This is a genomic window from Sphingomonas swuensis, from assembly GCF_039538045.1.
Lineage (GTDB): Bacteria > Pseudomonadota > Alphaproteobacteria > Sphingomonadales > Sphingomonadaceae > Sphingomicrobium > Sphingomicrobium swuense.
Window position 1 is genome coordinate 1,358,506 of sequence record NZ_BAABBQ010000001.1, and the last position, 11,743, is coordinate 1,370,248.

General features: G+C 68.9%; 9 protein-coding genes and 1 tRNA gene. 4 read left to right on the forward strand and 6 right to left on the reverse strand.

Features of this window, described 5'->3' with window-relative positions; genetic code table 11:
* Positions 1–57: 57 nt before the first annotated feature.
* Positions 58–3,162, forward strand: coding sequence for a bifunctional proline dehydrogenase/L-glutamate gamma-semialdehyde dehydrogenase PutA (gene putA / locus ABD727_RS06760; protein ID WP_344708035.1), 3,105 nt, complete (start codon positions 58–60; stop codon positions 3,160–3,162).
* On the opposite strand, the gene ABD727_RS06765 is transcribed toward putA, so the two are convergent.
* From ABD727_RS06765 to ABD727_RS06780, 4 genes are all read right to left on the reverse strand, one after another.
* On the reverse strand, positions 3,159–3,854 hold the full coding sequence (locus ABD727_RS06765) for a VIT1/CCC1 transporter family protein (protein WP_344706628.1): 696 nt from the start codon (positions 3,852–3,854) through the stop codon (positions 3,159–3,161). The genes putA and ABD727_RS06765 overlap by 4 nt on opposite strands.
* A 120-nt stretch (positions 3,855–3,974) precedes the next feature.
* Positions 3,975–4,511 carry a hypothetical protein gene (locus ABD727_RS06770; protein ID WP_344706629.1) on the reverse strand — a complete coding sequence of 179 codons (537 nt, stop codon included), beginning with the start codon at positions 4,509–4,511 and terminating at the stop codon, positions 3,975–3,977.
* Between the two features lie 149 nt (positions 4,512–4,660).
* Positions 4,661–4,735: transfer RNA gene (locus tag ABD727_RS06775), tRNA-Asn, on the reverse strand.
* Positions 4,736–4,790: 55 nt separating this feature from the next.
* Positions 4,791–5,606, reverse strand: coding sequence for an NAD kinase (locus tag ABD727_RS06780; RefSeq protein WP_344706630.1), 816 nt, complete (start codon positions 5,604–5,606; stop codon positions 4,791–4,793).
* Positions 5,607–5,740: 134 nt separating this feature from the next.
* On the opposite strand from ABD727_RS06780, the gene ABD727_RS06785 reads away from it, so the two are divergent.
* Positions 5,741–6,562 (forward strand): EAL domain-containing protein, encoded by an 822-nt coding sequence (locus ABD727_RS06785; protein ID WP_344706631.1) that lies wholly within the window; start codon positions 5,741–5,743, stop codon positions 6,560–6,562.
* A gap of 34 nt (positions 6,563–6,596) precedes the next feature.
* Complete coding sequence (locus ABD727_RS06790) at positions 6,597–7,322, forward strand: class I SAM-dependent methyltransferase (RefSeq protein WP_344706632.1); 726 nt, start codon at positions 6,597–6,599, stop codon at positions 7,320–7,322.
* A 1-nt stretch (position 7,323) separates the two neighbouring features.
* Here ABD727_RS06790 and mfd read toward each other — a convergent pair whose 3' ends face one another.
* Both mfd and ABD727_RS06800 read right to left on the reverse strand, forming a co-directional pair.
* Positions 7,324–10,818, reverse strand: coding sequence for a transcription-repair coupling factor (gene mfd, locus ABD727_RS06795; RefSeq protein ID WP_344706633.1), 3,495 nt, complete (start codon positions 10,816–10,818; stop codon positions 7,324–7,326).
* Positions 10,815–11,081, reverse strand: a complete 267-nt coding sequence (locus ABD727_RS06800; RefSeq protein WP_344706634.1) for an FAD assembly factor SdhE — start codon at positions 11,079–11,081, stop codon at positions 10,815–10,817. The genes mfd and ABD727_RS06800 overlap by 4 nt, the downstream gene beginning before the upstream one ends.
* A gap of 104 nt (positions 11,082–11,185) precedes the next feature.
* Here ABD727_RS06800 and ABD727_RS06805 point away from each other — a divergent pair, with 104 nt between their 5' ends.
* Complete coding sequence (locus ABD727_RS06805) at positions 11,186–11,743, forward strand: HD domain-containing protein (RefSeq protein WP_344706635.1); 558 nt, start codon at positions 11,186–11,188, stop codon at positions 11,741–11,743.

Sequence of the window (11,743 nt, forward strand, 5' to 3'; positions counted from 1 at the left end):
GGGGATCCCGCTTCTTCTCCGCAGAGCCAAAGGAGCGGGACCCCCGCCTTGGCGGAGATGACGGGGAAGGGTGGAGCCCTCGACCGCGCCGCCATCCGCCGCGACTACCGCCGCGACGAGGAGCAGGTGGTTGCCGAGCGGCTCGAGCAGGCCCGTCTCGATCCCAAGCAGGAGCGCGAGGCCGAGGCGATCGCCCGGGCGCTGGTCGGCCATGTCCGGGGCTCCAAGCCCGCAGGGCTCGACGCCTTCCTCCACGCCTACGATCTCGGCTCGGACGAGGGCATCGCGCTGATGTGCCTCGCCGAGGCCCTGCTCCGGATTCCCGACGCACGCACCGCCGACGAGCTGATCCACGACAAATTGTCCGGTCCCGACTGGTCGGAGAAGATGGGCGAGTCGCACTCGCCATTCGTCAACGCCGCGACCTTCTCGCTGCTGCTGACGGGCAAGGTCCTCGACGGTGCCAACGACCGCACCGCCAGCTGGACCGCCGCGCTCGGCCGGGCGGTCGGGCGGCTCGGGGAGCCGGTCATCCGCACCGCGGTCGGCCAGGCGATGAAGATCCTCGGCGGCCAGTTCGTCTTCGGCCGGACGATCGACGAGGCCTTGAGCCGCGCCGCGCCCGAGCGGAAGAAGGGGCTGAGCCACAGCTTCGACATGCTCGGCGAGGCGGCTCGGACGATGGCCGACGCGCAGCGCTATGCCGAGGCCTACCGCGGTGCGATCCGCCGGATCGCAGCCGAGGCTGGCGAGGGCGTCGTCAACTCGCCCGGCATCTCGGTCAAGCTGTCGGCGCTCCACCCGCGCTACGAGGCGCTCCACGCCGAAGAGGCGAAGGCGCACATCCTGCCGATCCTGCGCGAGCTTGCCGGAATGGCGGCGGCGGCCGACGTCCACCTGACGATCGACGCCGAGGAAGCCGACCGGCTCGAGCTTCAGATGGACCTGCTCGCGGCGCTGGTTGCCGACGACAGCCTGTTCGCGGGCGGCTGGACCGGTCTCGGAATCGCGCTCCAGGCCTATGCCAAGCGCGCGCTGCCGGTCACCCAGTGGGTGATCGACCTTGCCCGCGCGCACGGCCGCACGCTGATGGTCCGACTGGTCAAGGGCGCTTATTGGGACAGCGAGATCAAGGTCGCGCAGGTTGGCGGCTATGACGACTATCCGGTGTTCACCCGCAAGGTCGCGACCGACGTCTCCTATCTCGCCTGCGCCCGGCTGCTGCTAGCCGCGACCGACTGCATCTACCCCGCCTTCGCGACCCACAATGCGACAACCATCGGCGCGATCAAGGCGCAGGCGACCGCCCCGTTCGAGTTCCAGCGCCTCCACGGCATGGGCGAGGGCCTCTACGAGGGCCTGGCCAGGCTCGAGGCCGAGCTCGGGCAGCCGCAGACCCCGGTCCGCATCTACGCGCCGGTCGGAAGCCACAAGGAACTGCTCGCCTATCTCGTCCGCCGCCTGCTCGAGAACGGCGCCAACTCCTCCTTCGTCAATCGAATCGCCGACGCCGAGGTCGGATTGGACGAGCTGACCCGCGATCCCGTCGCGCAGCTTGCCGCCATGACGCCGCGCCGCAATCCGGCGATCCCCTGCCCGGGCGAGATGTTCGGCTCGGCCCGCCGCAACTCGTCGGGCTGCGACCTGACCGATCCCAACGTCCGCGAGCCGCTGCTCCGCCGGCTTGCCGAGCTCGAGAAGCGCCAGTGGACCGGGGGCGAGGGCAACGGAACCCGGGCGGCGATCCGCTCGCCGTTCGACACCGCGCAGCAGGTCGGCGAGGTCATCGAGACCAGCCCGTCCGATCTCGACTCGATGCTCGGCCGCGCGGCCGCGGCGCAGAGTGGCTGGGACCAGCTCGGCGGCGAGGAGCGCGCGCGCCTGCTCGACCGCACCGCCGACCTGTTCGAGGATCATCGCGAGGATTTCTACTCGCTCTGCATCCGCGAGGCGGGCAAGACCCTGCCCGACGCGGTGCTCGAAGTGCGCGAGGCCGTCGACTTCCTCCGCTACTATGCGGCCGAGGCGCGCCGCCTGGCGAAGCCGGTGCAGCTGCCCGGACCGACCGGCGAGCTCAACGAGCTCCGCCACCATGGCCGCGGCGTATGGGCCTGCATCAGCCCGTGGAACTTCCCGCTCGCCATCTTCACCGGCCCGGTCGCCGCCGCGCTCGCCGCGGGCAACGCAGCGATCGCCAAGCCCGCCGAGCAGACCCCGCTGATCGGCGCGCTCGCGATCCGGCTGATGCACCAGGCCGGGATCCCCGCCGACGTCGTCCAGCTCGCCGTCGGTGACGGTAGGGTCGGGGCCGCGCTGGTGGCGCACCGGCTGACCGCCGGGGTCGCCTTCACCGGCTCGACCGCGGTCGCCAAGGCGATCAACCGCACGCTTGCGGACCGCGACGGTCCGATCGTCCCGCTGATCGCCGAGACCGGCGGGCAGAATGCGATGATCGTCGACAGCTCGGCGCTACCCGAGCAGGTCACCCGCGACGTCGTCGCCTCGGCCTTCCAGTCGGCGGGCCAGCGCTGCTCGGCGCTGCGCGTGCTGTTCGTCCAGGACGATGTCGCCGACACGATGCTGACGATGATCCGCGGCGCGATGGAAGCGCTGACGATCGGCGATCCGCGGCTTCCCACCACCGATGTCGGCCCGGTCATCGATGCCGACGCCAAGGCCGCGCTCGACGCGCATGTCGCCGAGCTCCGTGCCGCCGGGCGGATCGTCGCCGAACTGCCGCTGCCGGCGAATAACGGCAGCTTCGTCGCCCCGGTGATCGCCGAGCTGCCCAGCCTCGCCAGCCTCAAGGACGAGCATTTCGGGCCGGTCCTCCACGTCATCCGGTGGAAGTCGGGCGAGCTCGATCATGTCATCGACCAGATCAATGCCACCGGCTTCGGCCTCACCCTCGGCCTTCAGAGCCGGATCGACACGGTGGCCGAGCAGGTCGCGCGGAAGGCTCGCGTCGGCAACCTCTACATCAATCGCAACCAGATCGGCGCGGTGGTCGAGAGCCAGCCGTTCGGGGGCGAGGGGCTGAGCGGCACCGGGCCCAAGGCTGGCGGCCCGCACTACGTCGCGCGCTTCGCGACCGAACGGGTGACCTGCATCGACACCACCGCGGCAGGCGGCAATGCCACGCTGATGGCGGCGATCGACTAGACCGCGGTTCCGACCAACTTGCCGATGCCGGCGGTGATCGCCATCGCCAGCGCGCCCCAGAAGAAGACCCGGAAGGTGGCCTTGCCGACCGGCGCCCCGCCGCTCCTCGCGCCGATCGCGCCGAGCAGCGCGAGGAACAGCAGCGAGGCGCCGGTGACCGCGATGATCATCGTCCGCCCGACCGGCGTCAGGAAGGTGACCAGCAGCGGCAGGCTGGCTCCCGCAGTAAAGGTCGCGGCGGACGTCAGCGCGGCCTGAACCGGCCGGGCCGAGGTGACGTGGCTGATGCCCAGCTCCTCGCGGGCGTGGGTGCCGAGGGCGTCCCTGGCCATCAGTTCCCTCGCGACCTCGTCGGCGGTCGCCGGCGAGACCCCGCGCTCCTGGTAGAGCCGCGACAGTTCCTGATGCTCGAATTCGGGTGACTGCTCGAGCTCGGCGCGCTCGCGGGCGAGATCGGCCTTTTCGGTGTCGGACTGCGAGCTGACCGAGACATATTCGCCAGCCGCCATCGACATCGCGCCCGCGACAAGGCCCGCGACCCCGGCCAGCATGACCTCGGCCTTGCCCGAGGCGGCGGCCGCCACTCCGACGATCAGGCTTGCGGTGGAGACGATCCCGTCATTGGCCCCGAGCACCGCGGCCCTGAGCCAGCCGATGCGCTCCACCAGATGGCGTTCCACATGTGACCGCATCGTCCCGCTCCCTGACCGTGCCTGCAGGAGCAAGGATGCGACTGCCGGGCCTCCGGCGCAATGCAGGCACGAAAAAGGGCCGGTGCGGACACCGGCCCTTCCTTGTCCGTCAGCCGGGGATCAGTCGCAGCGCACGTTGCCGCGGGCGATCGCCTGGCCGAGTGCTGCGCCGATCGCGCCGCCGGCGATGGTCCGAAGGGTCTGCGAACCCCCGATGTTGACACGGTTGCCGAGCAGCGCGCCAACGCCAGCACCGATGATCAGGCCGGTGGTCCCGTCATTGCGGCGGCAATAGTAGCGGCCGTTCTGACCCCGGTAGATGCGGTCGTTGTAGCTCAGGCGACGCTCGGGATAGTAGCTGCCGCTGCGATAGTAGCGGTCGGCGTAATAGCGATTGTAGCCCGGTTCGAAGCGATTGTAGTCGTACGAGCTGTAGCGGCGCCAGTCGCGGGTGTCGCGGCGCTGGGCACGGTTGAGCTCGCGGCGGCATTCGCGCAGCTCGCGGCGATACTCCGCCCGGCTGTCGGCGCGGCGAAGCTCGCGGTTGCACTCGCGCAATTCTCGATTTGCGTTGCGATTCTGCGCTTCGGCGGGGGATGCCACCAGCAGCGGGCTGGCAAGGGCAGCGGCTCCGGCGGCGATGAGGATGGTCTTCATGGGTCTGTCTCCGCTTCGGTCGGCTAACCGACGATGCGTAACCAACCCGGTCGCTCAGGCCCCGGTTGCGTGAACCTAAAACAACAAGGGATTCATCTCCAGGCGATGCCTGATCGCCTGGAAGCCGCGCCTTGCGAGATGGTTGAAAATGGCTCCCCGAGTTGGATTCGAACCAACGACCAAGTGATTAACAGTCACCTACTCTACCGCTGAGCTATCGGGGAACGATGCCTGGGCGAGCGGGCCTATGGCGTAGCTTCCGGGCCTTGGCAAGACCAATCAGGTGGCAAATTGCTCGGCGGCGATGCGTTCGTCGAGTGCGTGGTCGGGATCGAACAGCAGGGTCAGCGGACGCGAGCGGTCGAGCGACACTTCGACCAGACTGACGTCGCGGACCTCGAACTGGTCGGCGACCGCGGCGACCAGCCGGTCGGCGGGCTCGTGCACGCGGAAGCAGACGCTGGCGTCGTCGGTGAGGATTGCGCCCGACCAGCGCCGAGGGCGAAACGGAGCGATCGGCGTCAGCGCCAGAAGCGGCGCCGAGAGCGGCAGGATCGGACCACCGGCGGAGAAGTTGTAGGCGGTGGAGCCCGCCGGGGTCGCCACCAGAACGCCGTCGCTGACCACCTCGGGGAGCACCACCCGGCCGTTGACGATGACCTCGATTTTCGCCGCCTGCCGCGTCTCGCGGAGCAGCGAGACCTCGTTGATCGCGGCATGGGTCCATTCGTCGCCATGAATGGTCTCGGCGCGCATGGTCAGAGGGAGGACATTGACCGCCTTGGCCGAGGCGATGCGCGCGCCGAGATTGTCGAGCCGCCACTCGTTCATCAGGAAGCCGATGGTGCCGCGATTGATCCCGAACACCGGGCGCGCCTCGCCGCCGTCGAGCATCTGGTGGAGCGTGTGAAGCATGAAGCCGTCGCCGCCGAGCGCGACGAGGATCCGGGCATTCTGCTCGTCGGCAAACAGGTAGCGGCGGCGAAGCATGGCCGCTGCGGCCTGCGCGGCCTCGCCTCGGCTGGCGACCAGCGCGATCCCCTCGGCGGCAAGGTCGATCCGGGTCGGCGAGGCCGGGAATGCGTCGGCGTTCAACAGCTGTCGTCCTCGTCGGTGAGTGGCTTCGGCCAGCATAGCCGGGGAGGGAGGGAGCCGCCACCGTCCCGTTTCGGACCATTGCCGCCAGCATCGCTGTGCTCCCCGCGACAATGCGCTAGAAGGATCGGGACATGACCGCCGGCTCCCTTCCTCCGCCGCTCCGCCCGGCCCGCCGGAGCAGCGATCATCTGGCGTCGCCGCTGCCCGCCTTTCCGGCTCCCGACGCGCTGGTCTCGCGCCTGCTCGCGCGCGACGAGGTAACGCTCGCCTTCCAGCCCCAGTGGGAGATTGCGACGGGCAGGGTGGTCGGGGTCGAGGCGCTTGCCCGCGGCCCCGACGGGACAACGCCCGAGGCGCTGTTCGCGAGGGCCACCGCCGCCGGGCTCGGCGAACGGCTGTCGCGCGCGGTTCAGCGCAAGGCGCTCCGGACCGCCGCGAGCTGGACCGGACCGCTCGCCGACTTGCGCCTGTCGCTCAACCTCCTCCCCGAGGATCTCGCCCGGCCGGGCTATGAGCGCTGGCTGCTGGACGAGATCGACGCTGCCGGCATTGCGCCCGGCAGAATTACCGCCGAAATCACCGAAAGCGGGTTGATCGTCGATCCGGTCGCGGTCTCGGCCCGGCTCGCCTGCCTGCGCGCGGCCGGGGTGCGGATCGCGGTCGACGATTTCGGGACCGGTTACGCCAGCCTCGCCTGGCTGACGACGCTGCCGCTCGACGTGCTCAAGATCGACCGCGGGCTGATCGTCGACCTCGTCGGTGGAAGGCGTGCGCGGATCGTGGTCAAGGCGCTGATCGCGCTCGCCCGGGAGCTCGACCTCGAGGTGCTGGTCGAAGGGGTCGAGGACCCCGCACAACTCGCCCTGCTCAAGGATTGGGGCTGCGACGTGTACCAGGGCTTCCTTGGCGCGCGCGCCATGAGCGAGGAGGAGCTGGCCGGCTTCCTGGGCTGAACAGCCGCGTCGCGCCGTGGTAAGGCGTGCGGCCATGGGCTTTCCCGATCACTTCTCCGGCCATGCCGCGCTTTATGCCGCGTCGAGGCCGACCTATCCCGAGCATCTGATCGCGGAGCTTGCCGCCCTGGTTCCGGGGCATGAGCAGGCATGGGACGTCGGGACCGGAAATGGGCAGGCCGCCCAGCATCTTGCGCGCCACTTCGAACATGTCTTCGCAAGCGATGCCAGCGCCGCTCAGATCGCCGAGGCGACACCCGTTCCCGGGGTCACCTTCGCGGTCGAGCCCGCCGAGCGCTGCTCGCTTCCCGATCATTCGGTCGACCTGATCCTCGCCGCCCAATGCTTCCACTGGTTCGATCATCCGGCCTTCTTCGCCGAAGCACGGCGCGTACTCCGGCCTGGCGGACTGTTCGCGGCGATCGGTTATGGCTGGTGGTATGTCGACGACGCGGTCGACACGATCCTCGCGACCCTCCTCAAGCGGCTCGAACCGCACTGGGCACCCGGCAACTGGCTGCTGATCGACGGCTATCGCGCGATCGATGTGCCCGGCGCCGAGGTGCGGGTTCCCCCGGCCGCCATCCATCTCCGCTGGGAGCGGGCGCAGGTCGAGGCCTATGTGTTGAGCTGGTCGGTGGTTCAGCGCCTCGGAACCGAGGTGACCGACGACTGCTTCGAACAGCTCCGCGTCGCTTGGCCCGACGGGCAGAAGCGCCAGGTGACGATGCCGATCGCGGTCCGCGCCTCGCGGCTGTAGCTCAGGCCGCCACCTTCTCCTTCTTGCCGACCGCCGCCACCCGGGCGAGGCCGCGCGACAGCTGGAGGGCGCCATTGAGGCGCTGCGCCGGGCTCGCCCAGTCGCGGCTGACCACCAATTTCTGGTCGGGCCGGAGCTTGGCCGAGCCCTTGAGCCGGGCGATATAGTCGAACAGACCCTTCACGTGCGGGAAGCCCGAGGGCGAGAAGGTGACCACCGCTCCGCGCGCGCCCGCATCGAGCTTGGCGATGCAGGCCTTCCGGCAATGGATCTTGGTTTCAACCACTTGCAGGAGGTTGTTGGTTTCCTCCGGCAACTTGCCGAAGCGGTCGATCATCTCCGCCGCGAACTCCTCCACCTCCTGCGGGTTCTCGAGCTCGCCGAGTCGGCGATAGAGTCCCATGCGCAGGTCGAGGTCGGGGACATAATCCTCGGGGATCATGATCGGGGCCTCGACATTGATCTGCGGGCTGAACTCGTCGGGCTTGTCCTCGCGGGTGCCGCCCGCCTTCATGTCGAGGATCGCGTCCTCGAGCATCGACTGGTAGAGTTCGAACCCGACTTCCTTGATGTGCCCAGACTGCTCGTCGCCGAGCAGATTGCCCGCGCCGCGGATGTCGAGGTCGTGGCTGGCGAGCTGGAAGCCGGCGCCGAGGCTGTCGAGATTGCTCAGCACCGTCAGCCGCTTCTCCGCGGTCTCGGTGATCTGACGGTCGGGCGGGGTCGTCATGTAGGCATAGGCGCGGGTCTTGGAGCGGCCGACGCGTCCGCGCAGCTGGTAGAGCTGTGCGAGGCCGAACCGCTCGGCCCTGTGGACGATCAGCGTGTTGGCCGACGGAATGTCGAGCCCACTCTCGACGATGGTGGTCGACAGCAGCACGTCATATTTGCGGTCGTAGAAGGCGCTCATCCGCTCCTCGACCTCGGTCGGGGCGAGCTGGCCGTGGGCGACGATCGGCTTGACCTCGGGCACCTCCTCGCGGAGCCATTCCTCGATGTCGGGCAGGTCGGAGATGCGCGGGACGACGAAATAGCTTTGCCCGCCGCGGTAATGCTCGCGAAGCAGCGCCTCGCGGATGACCACCGGGTCCCACGGCGTGACGTAGGTCCGCACCGCCAGGCGGTCGACCGGCGGGGTCTGGATGACGCTGAGCTCGCGAAGCCCGCTCATCGCCATCTGCAGCGTGCGCGGGATCGGCGTGGCGGTCAGCGTCAGCACGTGGACGTCGGCCTTGAGCGCCTTCAGCCGCTCCTTGTGTGTCACCCCGAAGCGCTGCTCCTCGTCGACGATGACCAGGCCGAGCTTCTTGAACTTGATGCCCTTGGCAAGGATCGCGTGGGTGCCGACGACGATGTCGATCTGCCCTTCCTCAAGCAGCTCTTTTGTCCGCTTGGCCTCGGTCGAAGCGACCAACCGCGACAGGCGGCCGACATCGATCGGGAAGCCCTTCAGACGGTCGACGAAGTTCGCATAATGCTGGCGGGCGAGGAGGGTGGTCGGGCAGACCACCGCGACCTGGTAGCCGGCCATCGCCGCGACGAAGGCCGCACGAAGCGCGACCTCGGTCTTGCCGAAGCCGACGTCGCCGCAGACCAGCCGGTCCATCGGCTTGCCCGCGCCGAGATCCTCGAGGACGTCGCCGATCGCGCGGTTCTGGTCGTCGGTCTCCTCATAGGGAAAGCGGTCGACCATCGCCGGATAGGCACTGTCGGGTTCGGCAACGACACCCTGGCGTGTCGCGCGCAATGCCGCAGTCTTGATGAGCTCGCCCGCGATCTCGCGGATCCGCTCCTTCATCCGCGCCTTGCGCCGCTGCCACGCCTCGCCGCCGAGACGATCCAGCGCGACGCCTTCCTCACCCGAGCCGTAGCGCGACAGGACGTCGATATTCTCGACCGGCACGTAGAGCTTGTTGCCGCCGGCATATTCGAGCGCGACGCAGTCGTGGGGCGACTTTCCGACCTGGACCTGGGTCAGGCCCTCGTAGCGGCCGATGCCATGCTCGGCGTGGACGACGAGATCGCCGGGGGTGAGAGTGGCGAGCTCGGACAGGAAGGCGTCGGCGCTCTTCTTGCGCTTGCGCCGCCGGACCAGCCGGTCGCCGAGCATGTCCTGCTCGGTCAGCACCGCCACCGAAGGGGTGGTGAAGCCATGGTCGAGCGGAAGCACGAGAAGGGCGCTATGCTGGAGCGCGCCCAGCGCCTCCTGCCAGTCGGCGGCCAGCTTCTGGCTGGTCAGCCCATGGTCCTTGAGCAGCCCCGACAGGCGTTCGCGAGCGCCGACGGTGTAGCTTGCAAGGACGATTTTCTTCCCGTCTTTCCGAAGCTTGCCGATGTGCTTGACGACGGCTTCGTAGACATTCTCCTGCGCTGTCCGTTCGGGTGCGAAGTCGCGCGCCGAGGTGACTTCGAAGTCGATCACCCGCTCCGAAGCGGGCTCGGGGAAGGTCGAGGCGAGATGCACCGGCCGATCGGCCAGCAGCGTCTTCCATTCCTTGACCGACAGGTAGAGCTCGGATGGGGCCAGCGGGCGATAGCTGCCGGGGGCGGCGACCATCGCCCGCTCGCGGTTCTGGTGATAGTCTTGGATCGCCTCGCGGCGGCTCTCGACCGCGCCGTCGACCCCGGGATCGCGAACCACGAGGTCGCTCTCGCCGAGGTGATCGAAGAGGGTCCCGAGCCGCTCCTCGAACAGCGGCAGCCAATGCTCCATCCCCGCCAGCCGGCGCCCGTCGCTGACCGCCTGGTAGAGCGGGTCGCCGGTCGCGGTGGCGCCGAAATGCTCGCGGTAGCGGGTACGGAAGCGCTTGATGCTGTCCTCGTCGAGCAGCGCCTCGCTGGCCGGCATCAGGGTGAAAGCCTCGGCCGGACCGACGGTGCGCTGGTCAGCGGGATCGAACGAGCGCATCGTCTCGATCTCGTCGCCGAAGAAGTCGAGCCGGATCGCGTGCGGCTGCCCCGACGGGAAGAGGTCGAGAAGGCCGCCGCGGACCGCGAACTCGCCCGCTTCGGACACGCTGTCGGTGCGATGGTAGCCGTTGGCGGTAAGCAACTGGATCAGCCGGTCACGCTCGATCCGTTCGCCGGGCGCAAGCCGCCGTGTCAGCTGGCGAATGCGGAAGGGCGTCAGCGTGCGCTGGGTCGCGGCGTTGGCCGTGGTGACCAGGAGCTGTGGCTTGTCGGAGCGTTCCTGCAGCCGGTTGAGCGTCGCCAGCCGCTCGGCCATCACCCGCAGCGCGGGCGAGGCGCGATCGTAGGGAAGGCAGTCCCAGGCCGGGAAGGTCAGCACCTCGATCTCGGGGGCGAAGGCCGGCGCGGTGTCGGCGACCGCGCGCATCGCCACCTCGTCCGACGCGATCACCACCGTCCGCCCGCCGCCCTTGCGGCCGTGCGATGCCCGCGCGAGGTCGGCCGTGAGCCACGGCAGGAAGCCCGCGGGCACGCCGGCGAGAGTCAGCGGTTCGCCCGCCTTCAAGATGCGCTGGAGATCGTTCACCGGTCGATCGGCAGATAGTCGAGGCGCTGGAGCTTGATCATCATGTCCCCCGCGAAGCGCTCCGGCACGGGTTGCGTTCCGATCGCCCAGGCCATGATGTCGACGTCCTGCTCCTCGAGCAGCGCCTCGAACAGAGCCTGTTCGTCGGGCGACCAGTCGCCGCAATAGCGATCGAAGAAGCCGCCGATCATCCGGTCGGCTTCCTTCGTCCCACGATGATGCGCGCGCCACCGCAGGCGCTTGGTCGTCACGTCCTCGAGCATGGGCGGCCATGTAGGTGAGCACGGCACATCCCACAATCGTCATGCCGGGCTTGACCCGGCATCCGCCTTCCTCTTGCCTTTGTGCAGATCAGCGGGAGTTTCACATGTCCGATCAGCAGTCGCTTCGTCTCATTCTCGCCGCCGCCGCCTTTGCCGCCGACCGCCACCGCACCCAGCTTCGCAAGGACGTCGAAAAGTCGCCCTACATCAATCACCCGCTCGAGCTCGCCCGGATCCTCGTCGAGGAAGGCGGGGTGGCCGATCCCGAGGTGCTTGCCGCCGCGCTCCTTCACGACACGGTCGAAGATACCGCGACCTCGCTTGCCGAGATCGAGAACCGCTTTGGACCGCGCGTCGCCGGGATGGTCGCCGAGCTGACTGACGACAAGGCCCTCGAAAAGTCCGAGCGCAAGCGGATGCAGGTCGTCAATGCGCCCGGGAAGACCCAGGGCGCCAAGCTGGTGAAGCTTGCCGACAAGATCAGCAACCTGCGGGACATCCTCGACAAGCCGCCCGCCCACTGGCCTGCCGACCGGAAGCGGGACTATTTCCTGTGGGCCGCCGACGTCGTGGCCGGGCTGCGAGGGGTCAGCCCCGCGCTCGAAGCCAGCTTCGACGACGTCCATGCGCGGGGGCTTCAGGCATTCGCGCAGGCGGCCTGA